We start from the raw sequence: 18,638 nt of genomic DNA, 5'->3' as shown, positions 1-18,638 counted from the left end.
TTTACCTTCGAGAAATTGCCGTGTGGCATATAACACACGTTTACTTGCCGCGTTTTACCTTGCCGAACGCCTCGCCCGCCTTCCACGTCTGCATTGCCGGCGCATTGGCGACGTAGTAGCCGAGGTTGAGCGTGAACTGCGCCTGTTGCACCATGCCCGACAGGTCCCACTGCGGGCGGTACTCGTCGGTCACCTGGTGGTAGTCCTTTTTAAAGGCCACCAGCTTGGCGCGCGACGCCTCCAGGTCTTTCACGAAAGTGAAGTGGCCGTCGCCCGAGAACACGGCCGAGCCGACGTTGAAGGCCGGGATGCCCGCCTTGGCAAACACGAAGTGGTCGGCCCGGAAGAACGCGCCCGACAGGTCGGGAATGGCCGGCGCCAGGGTCAGGCCCATTTTCTTGGCCACCGCGCCCGATGCTTCGTACAGGCTGCTGCGCTCGGCGCCGGCGACGCCGATGTCGGACGTCTTGCCGACGAAGTTCATGCTGTCGAGGTTGAGATCGGCCGTGGTTTTATCGAGCGGCCAGGCCGGGTTTTGCACGTAGGCGGCAGCGCCCAGCAAGCCTTGCTCTTCGGCGGCCGGCCACAGGAACACTTGCGTGCGCTTGGCCGGGTGCTTGACCGCTTCGGCGGCCATCACCAAGAGGGCGGCGGTGCCCGAGGCATTGTCGATGGCGCCGTTGTAAATGTGGTCGTGCTGGCCGTTGTCGGTCTTGCCGGCGGTGGCTTCGTCCATGCCCATGTGGTCCCAGTGCGCCGAATAAATCACCGCCTGCTCCTTGAGCTTGGCGTCGGTGCCGGGCACGATGCCGGCCACGTTGAATTCCTCGATCTGGCGCACGGTGCTGCGGATCTGGCCATGGACACGGGTCTTCAGGTCCACCGGCTTGAAGTCGCGGCGCTCGGCGGCAGCGCGCAGCTGGTCGAGGTCGAAGCCGGCGGCGGCAAACAGCGACCGCGCCGTTTCTTCCTGCAGCCAGCCTTCCACCGGATTGCCCTTGCCCTTCAAGTGGAAGCGCTCGTGGCCGAAACCGTTGGCCGGCACGCTCCACGGGTATGACGCCGATGGCGTGGTGTGGATCAGCAGCACGCCGGCAGCGCCCCGGCGCACGGCTTCCTCGAACTTGTACAGCCAGCGGCCGTAATACGTGTAGGCCTTGCCGGCAAAGCGGTTCGGTTCGTCAAGCGTCGGCTGCGGGTCGTTGACCATCATGACCAGGACCTTGCCCTTGACATCGACACCCTTGTAGTCGTCCCATTTTTCCTCGGGCGCCTCGGCGCCGTAGCCCACGAAGACCAGCGGCGCATCGATCGCCACTTCCTGTTTGCCGCTCATGGTGCCGATCAGGATTTCTTCGCCGACCTTGGGCGTGACGGTTTTACCGGCGATGTCGAAATTGAGGGCGCTGCCCGGTTGCAGCTTGGTGCCTTCGATTTTCACGGACTGGCGGTAGGTGCCGTCGGCCAGCGGTTTCAGGCCGATGGCGGCCGCCTGCGTTTCCAGGTAGCGCACCGCCAGCAAGCCGCCGCGCTGGCCGGTACCGCGTCCTTCGAACAGGTCGTCGGCCAGGAAGGACAGGTGGGCGCGCAGCGGCGCTTCGGTGACGACCGGCAGCCCGGCCTGGGCTTGTGCGGCTGATTGACAAGCAAGGGCGGCGACGAGGGCGAACATGGTAAGGCGCATGGAGACTCCGTAACGTGAAAGCGGACCATCTTACTGTAAATCGGCGGCGCTTGTAAGCAAGTGTAAGTGTGCGTAAGCGAGTGTAATGGTGGTCAACGCGGGGCAGGGCGGCGGCGTTTTTTGCTCATGACCGACATAACAAGCGGCCATGAAAAAAGCAGGGTCAGTTATCTAAACTATATAAACAATATTACGTTTTCAAGGATTTCACATCATGAAGAAAATCACCGCTACCCTGATCGCCTCCCTGTTCGCCGGCGCCGCTTTTGCCCAAACCCCGCCGCCAGCACCGGCTGCACCTGCGCCAGCACCGATGGCAGCTCCTGCCGCACCGGCAGCCACCCCGGCGCCTGAAGCCAGGCACGCCGACAAGCATGTCAAGAAAGCGCATGCCAAGAAAGTAAAACCAGCCAAGGCCCCGGTTGAAAAAGATGGCGCACCAGTGCCGCCGGCACCACCGGCACCACCGGCTCATCCAGCCGCCGCTCCGGCAGCACCAGCAGCACCAGTCAAGTAAGCACAACGAGCAAGAGCAGCACGCGCCGCCCCGGACCTTACGGCCTGGGCGGCGTTTCCGTTTTAGAAGTGTTCAGTGGCTGTTAGTGGCTATTAGCGGTTCAATTCCTCCAGCAACGCCTTGTGGAACATCGCCGGATCTTCCATCTGCGGCGCATGCCCCTTGCCCGGGAACTCGACCAGCCGGCTGTCCGGGATCGTTTTGGCAGCCTGCTTGCCCAGCAGCTTGTAGTTGCCGATCTTTGCCTTGATGTCCGGCGGCGCGATGTCGGCGCCGATGGCCGTGGTGTCGGCGTCGCCGATCAAGAGCACCGTGGGCACTTTCAGCAGCGGGAACTCGTATACCACCGGCTGGGTATAAATCATGTCGTAGATCAGCGCCGAGTTCCACGCCACCACCTGCTTGCCGGGGCCGTTCGACAGGCCGGCCAGCATGTCCACCCAGCGTTCGTACTCGGGCTTCCACTTGCCGCCGTAATAAGTCTTGCTTTCGTACGCGCGGATGCTGTCGGCCGTGGTGTTCAATTCGCGTTCGTGCCATTGGTCCACGCTGCGCGGCGGCACGCCCAGCGCCTTCCAGTCTTCCAGCCCGATCGGGTTGACCATCACCAGTTTTGCCGTCGCCTGCGGGTACATCAGCGCATAGCGCGTGGCCAGCATGCCGCCGGTCGAGTGGCCGATCATGATCGCCTGCTTGATGCCCAGGTGCTTGAGCAGGGCCTCGGTATTGGCCGCCAATTGCTGGAAGCTGTACTGGTAGTGTTCCGGCTTGCTGGACGCGCAAAACCCGATCTGGTCGGGCGCCACCACGCGGTAGCCGGCGCCGGTCAGGGACTTGATGGTCGCTTCCCAGGTGGCGCCGCAAAAGTTTTTACCGTGCAGGAGCACGGCGGTCTTGCCGTCGCCCTGACCACGCGCGGTGGGCGCCACGTCCATGTACGCCATTTGCAGCTTGACGCCCTGCGAGGTGAAATCGAACTGCTGCAGCTGGTGGGGATAGGTAAAGCCCTCCAGGCGCGGGCCGTAGCTGTAGTTTTGGGCAGTGGCCAGCAATGGCAGGCTGAAGGCCGCAAAAGCCAGTGCACGGCGCGTGGATGAATTGATCATGTTGGCAATCTCCTATTGTGGGCAGCGGACAATATAGGCGGATAGGGTGTTTTTCACCCTTAAACAGCGCTTAAATGCGTGGATTTCAAGCAAATTGACGCTCGAATGGCTGAGACAGAGTAAACTACGCACAAATTTCTTTCGCAATTAGGCGATTCGAACATACTTGTGAGTGACGCCATGTCTGACACCCCCATTACCCTTTTTACCGACCTTAACCTGAGCGAACCGCTGATCCAGTCGCTCAAGGACGTCGGCTACGAAACCCCGTCGCCGATCCAGGCCGCCACCATCCCGCTGCTGCTCGATAACCAGGACGTGCTGGGCCAGGCCCAGACCGGAACCGGCAAGACCGCCGCTTTCGCGCTGCCGATTTTGTCGCGCATCGATATCCGCCAGACGTCGCCGCAGGCGCTGGTGCTGGCCCCAACCCGCGAACTGGCGATCCAGGTCGCCGAAGCGTTCCAGACCTACGCCGCGCACATTCCCGGCTTCCACGTGCTGCCGATTTACGGCGGCCAGAGTTACGGCCCGCAACTGTCGGCGCTGCGTCGCGGCGTGCACGTGGTGGTCGGTACTCCCGGCCGCGTGATCGACCACCTGGACAAGGGTTCGCTCGATATCTCCAAGCTCAAAACCCTGGTGCTCGACGAAGCCGACGAAATGCTGCGCATGGGCTTTATCGACGACGTCGAACGCATCCTGCAGGAGACCCCGGCCACGCGCCAGACCGCGCTGTTCTCGGCCACCATGCCGTCGGCCATCCGCCGCATCGCCAACACGTACCTGCGCAATCCGAAGGAAGTGACCGTCGCCGCCAAGACCGGCACCAACGAAAACATCCGCCAGCGTTACTGGCTGGTGTCGGGCATGCACAAGCTCGACGCGCTGACCCGCATCCTGGAAGCTGAAGACTTCGACGGCATGATCATCTTCTCGCGCACCAAGCTCGGTACCGAGGAACTGGCGCAGAAGCTGCAGGCGCGCGGCTTCTCGGCCGCCGCCATCAACGGCGACATCCAGCAGGCGCAGCGCGAGCGCACCATTGCCCAGCTCAAGGAAGGCAAGATCGACATCCTGGTCGCCACCGACGTCGCCGCACGCGGCCTGGACGTGGAACGCATCAGCCACGTGGTCAACTACGACGTGCCGCACGATCCGGAAAGCTATACCCACCGTATCGGCCGTACCGGCCGCGCCGGCCGCAGCGGCGAGGCGATCCTGTTCATCACGCCGCGCGAAAAAGGCCTGCTGAAAATGATCGAGCGCGCCACGCGCCAGCCGATCGGCATGCTCGAACTGCCGACCATCCAGGCGGTCAACGACGTGCGTATCGCCAAATTCAAGCAGCAGATCTCGGAAACCCTGGCCCAGGGCGAGCTGGAACAGTTCCAGTCGCTGATCGAAGACTTCGAGCGCGAACAGAACGTGCCGGCGATCGAAATCGCCGCCGCCCTGGCCAAGATGGCCCGTGGCGACGTGCCGCTGCTGCTCGACAAGAAGCAGGTCACCCAGTGGGAAGAGCGCCCGGCCCGTGCCGGTGCGTCCTTCGACCGCCCGGAGCGCGGCGACCGCTTCGACCGTGGCGATCGTGGTGATCGCTTTGACCGCCCCGAGCGTGGCGAGCGCCCGGACCGCAGCGAGCGTTTCCCTAAAAAGGAACGCATCGTGCGCGCGCCGGACGCCGGCATGGAAACCTTCCGCATCGAAGTCGGCTACCAGCACGGCGTCAAGCCGGGCAATATCGTGGGCGCCATCGCCAACGAAGGCGGCATCGACTCGAAGAACATCGGCCGCATCGAAATCTACGACGACTACAGCGTGCTGGACATGCCGAACGACCTCGCCGGCGACGTGCTCGAGCACCTGGCCGGCATCAAGGTAGCCGGCCAGCAACTGCGCATCACCCGTGACAACGGCGGTGCACCATCGTCTGCTTCGCCTGCGCCTGCTGCGGCGCCAGCGGCACCGGCACCAGCGGCCGCGCGTGCCACCCCGGTCCGCGCCGCCAAGCCTGCGCCGGCCGCCGCTGCCGGTCCGGCTGCCTCGCCGCTGTCGCGCACCGTGGCCGCTGCCGCCAACGAGTTCGACGACGACGCACCGAAAAAGAAAAAGGACAAGCCGGCCAAGGCTACCTTGCCGATGAGCGCCTTCCGCGTGGAAGTGGGCAGCGTCAACGCCGTCACCCCGGCCAACATCGTGGGCGCCATCGCCAACGAAACCGGCCTGGAAGCGCGCCTGATCGGCCGCATCGAGATATTCGACACGTATTCGATGCTGGAACTGCCGGACGGCATGCCGAACGAACTGTTCAAAAGCCTGGGCAAGGTCTGGGTCGGTGGTTCGCAGCTGAAGATCAGCCAGGTGGACCGCATGCCGCCGGAATCGGGCAAATCGACGCCGCCGAAATCGGCTGCGCCGAAGAAGAAACCGGCGCCGGGCAAGAAATACTGATTGTTTGCGTAGCAAGTAACACCATGAAAAGGGCCGCAAGGCCCTTTTTCTATTTCCGCATGTTCCGCATGTCTCGCACACAGTCGGTGCTGCGCTGCACCAAGAAAAAGCTTGTGAAAGTGCAAACGTGGTGCCTGGACCGATGTTGGCAAAGTGTTCTCATAGGTGAACGAGGGGTGGCCCGGTTTTTGCATTATGACTTGGCACAAACCTGATAAATGGCGCGCTTGACGCGCCTCAACCTGGAGACAAGTCGTTGAACCGGAGCTTAGACATGACGCCATTCAGGAAGCTGTGGAATACTTTTGTCGATGCGATCAAGCCGCCGCTGTTGCGTGAAAATGCCGATACAGGGCGGCACGCCATCGTGGTTGACACCCGGCCGTTCCACCTCTCGGTGAAGGGGCGCTGATGTTACTGCGCAACGATCTGCTGCACTACCCGCAGCCATCGGCGCGCACCGTCCGTGTTTTGTGGATCGACCCCGGCCAGCGCCATGCCTACGTCTATGACGTGGCGGCGCGCTCGGCCGAGGTGGAACTGGTCCAGTTACCGGCGCTGCTTGCCGACCTGCGGGATGGCCGCGCCAGCGTGCTGCCGGCCGATCCCTACCTGATGGTGGTCAGCCAGGAAATGCTGCCGCCCAAATACCTGCAACTGCGCGCGCGCGCCTGGGAAATCATCGCGGCGCTGGTGGCGCAGGAACCCGACATCTACGATGCGCGCCGGCGCGGCCAGATGATCGCCCGCGCCACCGCCGAACACCAGGTGTCGCACCCCACCATTTATCGCTACCTGCGCCGCTACTGGCAGCGCGGTCAAACCCCCAACGCGCTGCTGCCCGACTACTGCAATTCCGGCGGCAAGGGCAAGGTGCGGCAATCGTCGGAAGGCATCAAGCGCGGCCGGCCGCGCAAGAACGGCGCCGACGACGGCCCCGGCCTGAACGCGGACGAAGACATCCGCCGCATCTTCCGGGTGGCGATCGCCCGCTACGCGGCCAGCCACGACAAGTTTTCGCGCCTGGGCGCCTACCAGCAGATGCTCGATGAATTCTTCATCGAGCGCCGCATCGATCCCGCCAGCGGCCGGGTACAGGCGGCGCCGCAGCGCCGCGCGGTCATGCTGCCCACCTTTGGCCAGTTCAATTACTGGCTCGATCATGACGACGACCGCCCGCCGGAAGTGGCACGCCGCAGTAGCGGCTCCGGTTCCGGCTCCGCGACCGGCGCCATTGCCGGCGCGGCGCAGGCGCTGCGCGCCGCATCGGCGGTCCCGGTTCCGGTCCCGGTCTCGGCCACGCACATGCCCGCGGCAGCAAACACCGCAGCGGCCGGCGCCGGTGCGGTGCCGGCATCGCCATGGCCGTCCGCCCCCGGCCGTCCCGGCGCCAGCTACCAGCTCGACGTCGTGCGCGCCGAGGTGCAACTGGTGTCGCGCGCCGACCGCGAGCAAGCCATCGGCCGCCCGCACATCTACGTGGTGCAGGATACCTACAGCCGCATGATTACCGGGATCCACGTGGGACTGGGACCGGCCAGCTGGTCGCAGGCGATGCTGGCGCTGGCCAATTGCGGCGCCGACAAGCAACGCTACAGCCAGCATTACGGCCGCCGCATCGAGGCGGCCCAGTGGCCGGGCTGCCATTTGCCCGACCTCCTGTTCGTGGCGGCGCCACTGGCCGCGCTGGCCGGCGCCGAGTGGGGCGATGGCGGCACCCTGCGCACCAACTTCAACCTGCGCTGCATCGCCGCCGAGCAGGGGGCCGGCGACTGGCAGGAGGTACTGGCGCGGCGCTTCCGGCTGCTGGCGCCTGACGTCGCCGGCAGCGCGGGTAATGCAGTCAACGCGGTAGTCAATGCGACAGCCAATGCGGCCGGCGCACCGTGCCGGCTCGACGGCGTGCTCGATGTGGCGCAGTTCACCCGCATCGTCATCGACTGCGTTTTGTACTACAACAGCCGCCAGCCGGCGCCCGACGCCGCCACGCCGGCGGCATTGTGGGACTGGGGCGTGGAGCACCGGGGCGGCGCGCTCAAGACCTATCCTGAGCACCTGGTGCGCTGCAGCCTGATGCCGGTGGCCACCGCCATCGTGGGCTGCGACGGCATCCATTTCGCCGACAGTATTTATACCTGCGCGCGCGCGGTCCAGGAGCGCTGGTACGAGCGGGCGCGCCAGCGCGGCGGCTGGCAAGTGAAGGTGGCGCACGACCCGTCCAACCTCGACACGATCTACCTGCTCGACGCGGCCGCGCCGATGCAGTTCCACGCCTGCCACCTGGCCGACGCCAGCGGCGTGCGCCGCCACCTGAGCGCGGTGGAAATGGCGTATCTGCCGGCCGCCGTTGCTGTGACCGCGCCGGCGCTTGCCACCGTGCGCACCAATACTCCCGCCCTGGTCAGCTTCGCCGGCTGATTCCTCCTCTCCCGATTTTCACACACTGCACCGCCATGCACCACCGCCATATGGTGGTGCGTGCGCTTGTGCGCCGCTGTGGTTGCGGTGTCCGGCGCCGCCATGAATAAAGTCTGTTTCAGGTAAATAAAGTTTATCGCTGGAGGCGTTCTGCGGCGTGCCGGAAGCACCTGCAGCGCGCTGCCGAAAAAACTTTGTTCGTTGAAGCAGGCCTTGCAGATAAAGGGCTGCTTCGATGATGAACGATGTTTATTCGTCTTTCCAATATGGCACGTTGCTTGCTATGGAGGGGACTATGGGGAAGCAAGTCACCTCAAGGTTTTTTCAGCAAAAAGTCGAGGAAAGCAGATGGAAAGCAAAACAGTAAAACCGTTTAAATCGTTTAGCTCTTTTACCCGCAGAGACTTCCTGTATCGGGCCGCAGCGGTGGGCGGCACCAGCTTGCTGTTGACCACCATGAACGCATGGGGCATGGGCATCAACTCCACCGTGTCGGCGCCGCCGGCACTGACCGGCAGCGGCAAGGGCAAGAAGGTGGTGATCCTGGGCGCCGGCCTGGCCGGCCTGACCGCCGCCTACGAACTGGGCAAACTGGGTTACCAATGCCAGATCCTCGAAGCGCGCGACTTTGCCGGTGGCCGCTGCCAGACCGCCCGCAAGGGTTTCTCGCTGACCGAACTCGGTGGCGAAAAGCAGACCTGCGCTTTCGACGCCGGCCAGTACATCAACCATGGCCCATGGCGCATTCCGCTGCACCACCAGTCCACGCTGCACTACACGCGCCTGTTCGAGGTGCCGCTGGAAGTGATGGTCAATGAAAACGACCACTCGTATGTATACTCCGAAAACGCCGGTCCGTTCGCAGGCAAGCGCATGCGCATCAAGGAGGTCAAGGCCGACATGCGCGGCCACGTCGACGAATTGCTGGCCAAGTCGATCAAGAACAAGCAGCTCGACCAATCCCTGAGCGCAGACGACCAGCGCCTGCTGCTCGACTACCTGGTGCACGAGGGCCAGTTGTCGGCCTCCGACCTGGCTTACCGTGGCCGCCCGGGCCGCGGTTATGCCGTGTACCCCGGCGCCGGCATGGAGCCGGGACCAGGCAAGGCGTCCGATCCGCTCGGTTTCAAGGACCTGCTCGAATCGAAGCTGGGCAATGTGTACAGCGCCGTGCACGACTTCCCGATGCAGGCCACCATGTTCCAGCCGGTGGGCGGCATGGACGCGATTCCGAAAGCGTTTGAAAAGCGCCTCGGTAAAGTGATCCGCTACCGCGCCGAAGTGCAGACCATCCGCCAGAACGACAAGGGCGTGACCATCGCCTTCAAGGACACCGCCAGCGGCAAGGCCGGCACCGTCACCGCCGACTACTGCCTGTGCACCATTCCCTTGTCCGTGCTGCGCCAGATCGATACCGATTTCTCGGACAAGTTCAAGAAGGCCGTGGCCACCGTGGCTTACGCGCCGGTGGGCAAGATCGGCCTGCAGATGAAACGCCGCTTCTGGGAAGAGGACGACCAGATCTACGGGGGCCACGTGCTGACCGACCTGCGCGGGATTAACACCATCTCGCTGCCGTCGTCGAACTGGCAAAAGCAGAAAGGCGTGGTGCTCGGCTACTACCAGTACCAGACCGCCGCCATCGAGGTCAGCGCCCTGACGCCGGCCGAACGCGCCGAGTTTGCGGTGGCCGCCGGCGAGAAGATTTTCCCGCAATACCGCAAGGAATACGAGAACGCATTCTCCGTGGCGTGGCACCGGGTGCAGTACAACCTCGGCGGCTGGGCCGAGTGGACCGACAAGACCCGCGCCGCCGCCTATCCCACGCTGGTGGAAGGCGAGGGCCGCATCATGCTGGCCGGCGAACACCTGAGCTATCTGACCGGCTGGCAGGCCGGCGCCATCGAATCGGCATGGCAGCAGATCGCCCGCATCCACGCGAGGGCCAGCGCATGAAGCAAATCCTGACCACCGCCCTGATGAGCGCCGCCGCGCTGGCCGCCACCGCGCTGCTGGCCGCCGCACCGGCCCGGGCCCAAAGCCCGGACGGCAAGGCGCTGTTCCTGAAAAACTGCGCGGCCTGCCACCAGGCCAGCGGCAAGGGCATCCCGGGCGCATTCCCGGCGCTGGCCGGCAGCAAATTCGTCACCGGCGACCACGGCGAACTGGCCGGCGTGCTGCTCAAGGGACGTGGCGGCATGCCGGACTTCAGCGAGAACATCAACGACCGCGACATGGCCGCCATCCTGACCTACGTGCGCGGCGAATGGGGCAACAAGGCCGATGCGCTGACCGAAGACGAAATTCACAAGCTGCGCACCGCGCTGGGCGTGGCGCAATTCGGCACGGCCGAAATGTCGAACAAACATTAAACCCTGGAGAGAGAGAACCATGAAAAAAATCGTTGCCACCGTGTTGACCCCGATTGCCTTCGGCCTGCTGTGCGGCGCTGCCCAGGCGGCAGACATCGTTCGCCACAAGATTCCGAACTCGGACTTTCCGATCGCGCTGGCCGTGACCATTCCGCCGACCGCCACCATCCACTTCATCAGCGGCCAGGTGCCGGCGGTGGTGAACAAGGAAGCCGCCGGCGACTCGCTGGCCGCCTTCGGCGACACCAAGACCCAGACCGAAACGGTGCTCAAGAAGATCAAGGAAATCCTCGAAGGCATGAAGCTGCAAATGTCCGACGTGGTCAAGATGCAGGTGTTCCTGGTGGGCGATCCGGCCAAGGGCGGCAAGGCCGATACCAAGGGCTTCATGGAAGGTTATACCCAGTACTTCGGCGGCGCCCAGCCGAACCTGCCGGCTCGCGCCGTGGTCCAGGTGGCGGGGCTGAGCAACCCGGGCTGGCTGGTCGAGATCGAAGTAGTCGCCGCAAAAAAATAATAGTCATCGCAGGTCTTACTTTGTAATTTTTCCAAAAATGGGGATGTAAAAATATGCACAAGACCACACTCAAGATCGGCGTTGCCGCCGTCCTGTCCACCCTGGCGTTCGGCGCCTCCTCGGCCTATGCGGCGCCGGCTGCGGAAGCAGCCGATGCCGCTGATGCACAAGTCGCGGCAGCGGCGGCCGCACCGACCGAAGTCGCATCGACCGCCTCGGTCATCGTTACCGGTACCCGCTCGAGCGGCATGAAGGCCGAGAACAGCGCCTCGCCGATCCAGGTACTGGATGCGGCCTCGCTGCAGCGCACCGGCCAGCCGGACCTGATCCAGGCGCTGGCGCAAAACCTGCCGTCGTTCACGGCCCAGGCCTTCGGCGGCGACACCGCCAACCTGACGCTGTCGGCACGCCTGCGTGGCCTGTCCCCGAACAACACGCTGGTGCTCATCAACGGCAAACGCCGCCACGGCACCGCCAACCTGGCCGTGCTGGGCGGCCCATACCAGGGCGGCGCAGCGGCCGACCTGAACTACATCCCTGTCTCCGCCATCGACCATATCGAAGTGCTGCAGGACGGCGCTGCGGCCCAGTACGGCTCCGACGCCATTGCCGGCGTGATCAACATCATTCTCAAGTCGAACAACCGCGGCGGCAACGCGACCGTCTCCGGCGGCGGCTACTGGGACGGCGGCGGACGCTCGGCCAGCGGCGCCGTCAACTTCGGCGTGGAACCGTTCGAGAATGCCTTCCTGAGCGTGACCGTGGACTCGAAATACCACGGCCACAGCGACCGTGGCGGCATCGACCCGCGCCTGGTCGATCCGCGCAACGTCGCCAACATTCCCGGCATGACGCAAATCTCCGGCTACCCGTACCTGAACAAGATCCAGGGCGACGCTGCGTATCACCTCAACGTCCTGGCCGCCAACTTCGGCTGGGACATCGACGCCAACAGCCAGCTGTATTCGATCCTGACCGCCGGCCGCAAGGAAGCGAGCGCCTACGAAAACTACCGTCTGCCAAACCGCGTGCCGGGCCTGTACCCGCAAGGCTTCTCGCCGAAGGAAGAAATCAAGCAGGATGACGTGGCGCTGACCATCGGCGTCAAGGGCAAGATCGCCGACTGGAACACCGACATCAGCACCACCTATGGCCGCGACAAGTCGCGCATCGGCGTGGCCGATTCGGTCAATGCCTCGCTGTACGCGGACACCGGCGCCTCGCCGACCGAGTTCTCCGCTGGCGCCTTCGTCGCCACCCAGACCACCACCACGCTCGAAGCGAGCCGGGAGATCAATGTGGGCTGGAGCAAACCGCTGACGTTGGCCACCGGCCTCGAATATCGCGTGGACCAGTACGAAATCCAGGCGGGCGATCCGGCCTCGCGCTACAAGGAAGGATCGCAGTCGTATCCGGGCTTCTCGCTCACCGACGCCGGCAAGCACCGCCGCACCAACAAGGCAGCCTACATCAACTTCGCCGGTAATCCGATCCCGGACCTGACGATCGATCTGGCCGGCCGTTACGAGCATTTCAGCGACTTCGGCAGCGCCCGCGTGGGCAAGCTGACGTCGCGCTACGAGATGACGCCGACGGCAGCCGTGCGCGGCACCATCAGTAACGGCTTCCGCGCGCCGACCCTGGCCGAATCGTACTACTCGGCCACCAACGTCGGCCCGACCAGCGCCTTCGTGCAACTGGCGCCCAATTCGCCGGGCGCCCGCCTGGTGGGCGTCAACGGCCTGAAACCGGAAAAGTCGAACAACCTCAGTTTCGGCCTGGTGTTCAACCCCGCCAGCAACCTCAATGTCACGGTGGACGTGTACCAGATCAAGATCCGCGACCGTATCGTCGGTTCCGGCGCCTTGTACGGTTCGGGCGGCGCGATCAACTCGCCGGCCGTGGTGTCGGCGATCCTGGCCAACGGCAATGTCCTCGACAACAAAGTCAGCCAGACCGGTATCAACATCTTCTCCAACGCCGTCAACACCCGCAGCCGGGGCATGGAGTTCGTGGCCACCCTCAACGAAAGCTATGGCACCTACGGCCGCGTGGACTGGTCGATCGCCGCCAACTACAACAAGGTGGAAGTGACCCAGGTTAACCAGGCGCCAACCCAGCTGCTGCCGCAAACGCTGCTCGACAAGACCGCCATTTCCAACCTGGAGACGGCCTCGCCGAAAATGCGCGTGAACCTGGGCGCGCTGTGGAAAATCGGTAACTGGACCGTCAACCTGCGCGAAGCGATCTACGGCAAGTCGAACAACTACGACAGTGAAGACGGCGCCGTGTACCACAAGAACGAGATCAAGATGCGTGCCATCACCGATCTGGAAGTGGGCTACAAGATCGACAATGCGTGGTCGGTGGCGATCGGCGCGAACAACCTGTTCAACGTCTACCCGAACGGCATCAACCCGGCGCTGCTGGCCGACCAGCGTGCGGCGCTCGACAACGCCGCCGTCACGGTGCTGCCATCGTTCTCGCCGTTCGGTATCAATGGCGGCTACTACTACGTGCGCGCCAACTACAAGTTCTAGTTTTTCCGGTCGTTTGTCCTTGGAGTAGTTCGTTGGCCGCCCGCTTGCCCGGGGCGGCCTTTTTTTCGTGTAGCATGGCCGCTTCCCATCCGGAGCATGTCCCCCATGAGCACCATCGTTACCACCTTGCTGGCCGCCGCCATCGTCACCACGCCGATGTCGCTCGATAACTACCTGGCCTTGAACGGCCCGGCGCCCACCGCGCATGTCGCCTATGGCGCCGCGCCCTCGCAGTTTGCCGAGTTTTTTGCACCGGCCGGGCCGGGACCGCACCCGGTGGCCGCCATCGTCCACGGCGGTTGCTGGACCAGACAGTTCGGCGGCATCACCCAGATGCGCAACATGGCCGGCGCGCTGGCCGCGCAGGGCATCGCGGTGTGGAATATCGAGTACCGCCGCTACGACGAGGAAGGTGGCGGCTATCCCGGCATGTACCAGGACATTGGCACCGCGATGGACCGCCTGCGCACGCTGGCGCCGCAGTACCAGCTGGACCTGGCGCGCGTGGTGCTGGTCGGGCATTCGGCTGGCGGCCACCTGGCGCAGTGGGCCGGCTCGCGCGCGCGGCTGCCGAAATCGAGCCCCGTGTACGTGGCCAATCCGCTCCCGGTGCCGGTGGTGATCAGCCTGGGCGGCCTGGCTGATCTGCGCAACGAGGCTGCGCTGATCCAGACCAGTTGCGACCGCAGCACCGCGCAACTGGCCGGCCTGCCGAGTGCCGACCGGCCCGACGTGTATGTGGACACCTCGCCGGCCGAACTGCTGCCGGCCGGCGTGCGCACGGTGCTGATCCACGGTGAGCTCGATACCATCGCGCCGCTGCGCGCGGGCGAGGATTATGCGCGGCGTGCGCGTGCTGCCGGCGACCAGGCGGAGGTGATCGTGCTGCCGGGGGCCAGTCACTACGACGAAGTCTCAAGCACCTCGCACGCGTGGCACATCGTCGGCGCCGAGATCCGCAAGGCGCTCGGCATGCCGGCGCAATAAGGGGGCGGCGCGGTCGGACAGCTGCACCGCGCCGCCGTACGGCCGCCCGGCGCCCTGTCCGACCGGTCAGCGAGTTGCGGGGTACTTGGCCGCGTTGAGCGCGATCTTTTCCAGCGCCGCCGCGTGCAGGTCCACGCCTGTCTTGTCAGCCAGCTGCACCAGGTAGAGCAGCACATCGGCCAGTTCGTGGCGAATGCCGAGGCGCGCGGCATCATCGAGTTCGGCGTCCGCGCCGGTGGGCAGCCACTGGAAATGCTCGACCAGCTCGGCCACCTCGACCGACAAGGCCATGGCCAGGTTCTTCGGCGTGTGGAACGGCGCCCAGTCGCGCGCTTGCGCGAACTGGCGGGTGAGGGTGCGCAGGTGCGCCAGGCTGTCGGGAGGAATGTTCATGGCCGTCATGGTAGCACTGCGGCAGGGCGGTAAAACGCGTTTCACGCCCCGAATTCCACCGTTCGTCGCATCGACCGCACCGGCGGCCGCCGTTCTGGCTACAGTGGCAACATCACCACTGACCAGGAATTTCACCATGCGCCGTCTCGCCTTTTCTTCTTCCGCCCTTGTCCTTGCCCTGATCGCCGGCTGCGCCGTGATCGTGGTGCCGGAAGACGGCAATGCCCAGATCAAGTCCGCCTTCAGCAGCAATGCGGTGCAGGGTAATGGCCAGGTGGTGACCGAGCAGCGCGCGGTCAGCGCCAGTGTCGATGGCATCGACATCAACGGTTCGATGCTGGTGACGGTGCGGGTGGGGCAGGCGCCGTCGTTGACGGTGGAGGGCGACAGCAACCTGCTGCCGCTGCTGCGCACCGACGCCAGCGGCGGCACCCTGCGGGTGTGGACCGAGGGCGGCGTGCGCACGTCCAATCCGCTGCGCGTGACGCTCACCGTGCCACAGCTGCGCCAGGCCGAGGCCAATGGCTCCGGGCGTCTGCAGGTGACGGGCTTGAACGGCGGCGACTTCGACCTGCGCTTGAACGGTTCGCGCGAGGTGGAGATCGCGGGCCGCGTGGGGCGTTTCGACGTGCGCCTCAATGGCTCGGGCAGCATGAATGCCACGGCGCTCGACAGCGCCACCACCGACGCCACCCTGAACGGCTCCGGGCGGCTGCAACTGGGCCGCTTGCAAGGCCAGTCGCTGGGCCTCGAATTGCGCGGCTCCGGCCGCGCCACCGCCAGCGGCAGCGTCGAGCGGCTGCGGGTGCGCCTGAGCGGTTCGGGTAATGCCGACCTGGCCGGCCTGTCGAGCCGCGATGCCGACATTTCGACCAACGGTTCGGGCAGCGTCACGGCCAGGGCCAGCGGTGCGCTGGTCGCCGGCAGCAATGGCTCGGGCAGCATCACCGTCTACGGCAATCCGGCGCAGCGCAGCGTCAGCGGCAAGCGCGTTACAGTGGTGCAGTAACAGTGACTTTCACCGCAGCGGACGGCAACTGCGCGATCAGCTCGGCAAGCGGCATCGGGCGGCCGAACAGGTAGCCTTGCATGCAGGCGCAATCGTGGCTGATCAAAAAATCCGCCTGCGCGCGGGTTTCCACGCCCTCGGCCACCACCTTCAGCCCCAGGTGGCCGGCCATGGCCAGGATGGCCTGCACCAGCGCCACGCTGCCTGCATCCGCGGGCGTATCGACGATGAAGCTGCGGTCGATTTTCAGTTCGTACAGCGGCATCTGGCGCAGGTAGGCCAGGCTCGAATAGCCGGTGCCGAAATCGTCGATCGAAAAACGCAGGCCCAGCGCGGCCAGTTGCGTCATGCGGTCGATGGTGTCGGCCATGCGGTCAACCAGCACGCCTTCGGTCACCTCCAGCACCAGCATCGACGCCGGCGCGCCGGTGTCGGCCAGCACGCCGCGTACCTGCTCCACAAAATCGGGCTGGCTGAACTGGCTGGGACTGACATTGACCGACAGCGTCAGCGGCACGCCGGTGCGCTCCAGCAGCAACAAGCTTTCGCACGCCTGGCGCATGGCCCACGCGCCCAGCGCCAGGATCAGGCCCGATTCTTCGGCCACCGGGATGAACACGCTGGGCGGCACCATGGCGCCGTCGGGCTGCGGCCAGCACATCAGCATTTCGGCGCCCATTACGCGCCCGTGGCGGTCCACCTGCGGCTGCACCAGCATGCGCAGCGCGCCGCCGGCCAGCGCCGCCGCCAGTTCGCGTTCCATCGACAGCCGCTGTTGCACCGCCGCCTGCATCGCCGCCTCGAAAAAGGCCACGCCGTTGCGGCCCCCGGACTTGGCGCGGTACATCGCGGTATCGGCTTCGCGCAGCAGGTCGAGGGCGCTGTGGTCGGCGCCACCGACACGCGGCAGCATGGTGACGCCGATGCTGGCCGTGCAGCGGTATAACTGGCCGTCGATCTCGACATCCTGGCCGATGGCTGCGCGGATTTTATCGGCCACGGCCAGCGCCGCCTGCGAGGCGCCGGCCAGGTCATCCGCCAGGTGGCCGAGCAGCACCACGAATTCGTCGCCGCCGATGCGCGCCACCGTGTCGGCCTTGCGCACGGCCTGTTCCAGCCGCGCGGCCACCTTGCATAGCACGGCGTCGCCGATGGCGTGGCCACGGGCGTCGTTGATGGTCTTGAAGCGGTCGAGATCGACGAACATCACGGCGCTGAAGGTGGCGCCGCGCTGCGAGCTGGCCAGCAGCTGTTCGATGCGGTCCATCAGCAGGCGGCGGTTGGGCAGGCCGGTGAGCACGTCGTAGAATGCCAGCCGGTGGTTGTCCTGCGAATGCAGGTGCAGCTCGTTGAACGAGCGCGCCAGCCGTTGCAGCAGCACCGCGCAGCACAGCGTGAGCACGGCCGTCATGAACATGAAATTGACCGCCAGGACGGTCGCCGTGGGCAAACCGTAGTCGGACAGCGCGGCGATATTCATCGGCGAGGTTTTTTCAAGACTGAGCAGCAGCACCGCCAGCCCGGCCAGCAGCAGGAAGCAGATCGCGGGCCACAGGCCGAGCAGCAGCGCCGCCAGCACTGGCACGGCCATCAGGTAGGTCTGGCTGACCGGTCCCACGGTGAGCATCAGGCCCACGCCCACCAGGAACGCCACCACCAGGAAGTTGACCACGCGGATGGTGTACGACACGCGCCGCAGCAGCAGGATGGCGCCGATCCAGGTCATCGCAACGCAGTCCATGACGACGATCGACCACAGTCCCAGCTTGATCGACAGCAGGGAACTGGGCACCGCCGTCAACAGCCCGAGCACGAATACCATCTGCAGCAGCCGCTCGAAGATCCGTGCGCGCCAATGGGCGATGTCGTTCGGTTCAGCCACGCTGCCCCCGGTGTGGTGGTTGGCGGAAGTCAGTCGCCGGCGCTGACGTTGCCGATGCCCGAGACCGACTTGTTGATGGTTTTCGGCTTGCCGTAGTAGGTCAGCGAACCCATGCCCTTGGCCACCGCGTTGACGGTGTCGGTGGCGTACACGCTGACATCGCCCACGCCGCTGAAGTTGACGTCCACGCGCTCGGCATGCAGGCCTTTCGTATCGACTTCGCCCACGCCTTTCGCATTCAGGCGCAGGTATTTGACCTTGCCGCTGGCGGTGAGCCGGCCCGCGCCCCGGTAGCCCACGTCGAGGCGGTCGCTGGTCACGCCGGTGATGATGGTTTCGCCCGCGCCTTCCACCTTGACCCGGCTGAGCGAAGGCAGGGTGATGGTCACGCGCGGATCGCCCTTGCTGTTCTTGTATTGCTTGCCGTTGACCGTGATCTGCAGCTCGTTGTCCACCACGCGGGTTTCCAGCGCGGCCACGAATGCATCGTCGCCGGAGATTTTGACCGTCTGCGTCTTGCCCGCTTCGACCGTCATGGCAAACGCGCCCCTGGCATCGACTGCGATGAACGGCGCTACCGTGCGTATCGATTCGGCGGCGCTGGCCGACCAGGGCAGGGTGGCGGCAAATAAGGTGGCAAATAAGGGGACGAGCGGGACGCGGCGCATGGGTTCCTCGATCAGATTGCATTTTTTAACATGGTCGATTTTACCGGCGCGCTGCACCGGCGGCGACAAATCGTTGTAAATGGCCCGATGT

The 18,638-nt window shown here is 65.0% G+C and carries 15 protein-coding genes; 10 read left to right on the top strand and 5 right to left on the bottom strand.

What is annotated here, in order from left to right:
• Window positions 1-40 precede the first annotated feature (40 nt).
• Window positions 41-1,684, bottom strand: coding sequence for a M28 family peptidase (locus SR858_RS23375; protein WP_019923307.1), 1,644 nt, complete (start codon window positions 1,682-1,684; stop codon window positions 41-43).
• A gap of 214 nt (window positions 1,685-1,898) precedes the next feature.
• Between SR858_RS23375 and SR858_RS23370 the strand changes: the two genes are divergently transcribed.
• On the top strand, window positions 1,899-2,201 hold the full coding sequence (locus SR858_RS23370) for a hypothetical protein (protein ID WP_084670088.1): 303 nt from the start codon (window positions 1,899-1,901) through the stop codon (window positions 2,199-2,201).
• 92 nt (window positions 2,202-2,293) lie between these two features.
• Here SR858_RS23370 and SR858_RS23365 read toward each other — a convergent pair whose 3' ends face one another.
• Window positions 2,294-3,307 carry an alpha/beta fold hydrolase gene (locus SR858_RS23365; RefSeq protein WP_019923306.1) on the bottom strand — a complete coding sequence of 338 codons (1,014 nt, stop codon included), beginning with the start codon at window positions 3,305-3,307 and terminating at the stop codon, window positions 2,294-2,296.
• Window positions 3,308-3,487: 180 nt separating this feature from the next.
• On the opposite strand from SR858_RS23365, the gene SR858_RS23360 reads away from it, so the two are divergent.
• From SR858_RS23360 to SR858_RS23325, 8 genes are all read left to right on the top strand, one after another.
• Entirely contained in the window at window positions 3,488-5,761 is a 2,274-nt protein-coding gene (locus SR858_RS23360) for a DEAD/DEAH box helicase (protein WP_019923305.1), read from the top strand.
• 274 nt (window positions 5,762-6,035) lie between these two features.
• A complete protein-coding gene (locus SR858_RS23355; protein ID WP_019923304.1) occupies window positions 6,036-6,173 on the top strand; it encodes a hypothetical protein in 138 nt (45 codons plus the stop codon).
• Complete coding sequence (locus SR858_RS23350) at window positions 6,173-8,179, top strand: Mu transposase C-terminal domain-containing protein (RefSeq protein WP_019923303.1); 2,007 nt, start codon at window positions 6,173-6,175, stop codon at window positions 8,177-8,179. Before SR858_RS23355 ends, SR858_RS23350 begins: the two co-directional genes overlap by 1 nt.
• Window positions 8,180-8,527: 348 nt before the next feature.
• On the top strand, window positions 8,528-10,135 hold the full coding sequence (locus SR858_RS23345; RefSeq protein WP_019923302.1) for a flavin monoamine oxidase family protein: 1,608 nt from the start codon (window positions 8,528-8,530) through the stop codon (window positions 10,133-10,135).
• Window positions 10,093-10,551 (top strand): c-type cytochrome, encoded by a 459-nt coding sequence (locus tag SR858_RS23340; RefSeq protein WP_322534019.1) that lies wholly within the window; start codon window positions 10,093-10,095, stop codon window positions 10,549-10,551. The genes SR858_RS23345 and SR858_RS23340 overlap by 43 nt, the downstream gene beginning before the upstream one ends.
• A 19-nt stretch (window positions 10,552-10,570) precedes the next feature.
• Window positions 10,571-11,068 carry a RidA family protein gene (locus SR858_RS23335; protein WP_019923300.1) on the top strand — a complete coding sequence of 166 codons (498 nt, stop codon included), beginning with the start codon at window positions 10,571-10,573 and terminating at the stop codon, window positions 11,066-11,068.
• Between the two features lie 53 nt (window positions 11,069-11,121).
• Window positions 11,122-13,608: a TonB-dependent receptor plug domain-containing protein gene (locus tag SR858_RS23330; protein WP_019923299.1), complete on the top strand. Its 2,487-nt coding sequence runs from the start codon at window positions 11,122-11,124 to the stop codon at window positions 13,606-13,608.
• Between the two features lie 105 nt (window positions 13,609-13,713).
• On the top strand, window positions 13,714-14,595 hold the full coding sequence (locus SR858_RS23325; RefSeq protein WP_019923298.1) for an alpha/beta hydrolase: 882 nt from the start codon (window positions 13,714-13,716) through the stop codon (window positions 14,593-14,595).
• Between the two features lie 66 nt (window positions 14,596-14,661).
• Here the strand turns inward: SR858_RS23325 and SR858_RS23320 are convergent, their stop codons facing one another.
• Window positions 14,662-14,988, bottom strand: a complete 327-nt coding sequence (locus SR858_RS23320) for a nucleotide pyrophosphohydrolase (RefSeq protein ID WP_154820011.1) — start codon at window positions 14,986-14,988, stop codon at window positions 14,662-14,664.
• Between the two features lie 136 nt (window positions 14,989-15,124).
• On the opposite strand from SR858_RS23320, the gene SR858_RS23315 reads away from it, so the two are divergent.
• Window positions 15,125-15,997 (top strand): head GIN domain-containing protein, encoded by an 873-nt coding sequence (locus tag SR858_RS23315; protein WP_019923296.1) that lies wholly within the window; start codon window positions 15,125-15,127, stop codon window positions 15,995-15,997.
• Here SR858_RS23315 and SR858_RS23310 read toward each other — a convergent pair.
• Both SR858_RS23310 and SR858_RS23305 read right to left on the bottom strand, forming a co-directional pair.
• Window positions 15,981-17,879, bottom strand: coding sequence for a putative bifunctional diguanylate cyclase/phosphodiesterase (locus SR858_RS23310; RefSeq protein WP_040377998.1), 1,899 nt, complete (start codon window positions 17,877-17,879; stop codon window positions 15,981-15,983). The genes SR858_RS23315 and SR858_RS23310 overlap by 17 nt on opposite strands.
• Before the next feature lie 29 nt (window positions 17,880-17,908).
• Window positions 17,909-18,547 carry a head GIN domain-containing protein gene (locus SR858_RS23305; protein ID WP_026637548.1) on the bottom strand — a complete coding sequence of 213 codons (639 nt, stop codon included), beginning with the start codon at window positions 18,545-18,547 and terminating at the stop codon, window positions 17,909-17,911.
• Between the last annotated feature and the right edge of the window lie 91 nt (window positions 18,548-18,638).

The sequence above is a fragment of the Duganella zoogloeoides genome, from assembly GCF_034479515.1.
Classification (GTDB): domain Bacteria; phylum Pseudomonadota; class Gammaproteobacteria; order Burkholderiales; family Burkholderiaceae_D; genus Rugamonas; species Rugamonas zoogloeoides.
The sequence above is the reverse complement of the archived record's forward strand: the minus strand, read 5'-3'. Positions and strand labels throughout refer to the sequence as shown.

Coding starts and splice junctions, on each gene's coding strand:
- SR858_RS23355 (WP_019923304.1), top strand. CDS start 6,036: ATGACGCCATTCAGGAAGCTGTGGAATACTTTTGTCGATGCGATCAAG.
- SR858_RS23320 (WP_154820011.1), bottom strand. CDS start 14,988: ATGAACATTCCTCCCGACAGCCTGGCGCACCTGCGCACCCTCACCCGC.
- SR858_RS23370 (WP_084670088.1), top strand. CDS start 1,899: ATGAAGAAAATCACCGCTACCCTGATCGCCTCCCTGTTCGCCGGCGCC.
- SR858_RS23360 (WP_019923305.1), top strand. CDS start 3,488: ATGTCTGACACCCCCATTACCCTTTTTACCGACCTTAACCTGAGCGAA.
- SR858_RS23305 (WP_026637548.1), bottom strand. CDS start 18,547: ATGCGCCGCGTCCCGCTCGTCCCCTTATTTGCCACCTTATTTGCCGCC.
- SR858_RS23365 (WP_019923306.1), bottom strand. CDS start 3,307: ATGATCAATTCATCCACGCGCCGTGCACTGGCTTTTGCGGCCTTCAGC.
- SR858_RS23345 (WP_019923302.1), top strand. CDS start 8,528: ATGGAAAGCAAAACAGTAAAACCGTTTAAATCGTTTAGCTCTTTTACC.
- SR858_RS23325 (WP_019923298.1), top strand. CDS start 13,714: ATGAGCACCATCGTTACCACCTTGCTGGCCGCCGCCATCGTCACCACG.
- SR858_RS23315 (WP_019923296.1), top strand. CDS start 15,125: ATGCGCCGTCTCGCCTTTTCTTCTTCCGCCCTTGTCCTTGCCCTGATC.
- SR858_RS23340 (WP_322534019.1), top strand. CDS start 10,093: ATGGCAGCAGATCGCCCGCATCCACGCGAGGGCCAGCGCATGAAGCAA.
- SR858_RS23375 (WP_019923307.1), bottom strand. CDS start 1,684: ATGCGCCTTACCATGTTCGCCCTCGTCGCCGCCCTTGCTTGTCAATCA.
- SR858_RS23335 (WP_019923300.1), top strand. CDS start 10,571: ATGAAAAAAATCGTTGCCACCGTGTTGACCCCGATTGCCTTCGGCCTG.
- SR858_RS23350 (WP_019923303.1), top strand. CDS start 6,173: ATGTTACTGCGCAACGATCTGCTGCACTACCCGCAGCCATCGGCGCGC.
- SR858_RS23330 (WP_019923299.1), top strand. CDS start 11,122: ATGCACAAGACCACACTCAAGATCGGCGTTGCCGCCGTCCTGTCCACC.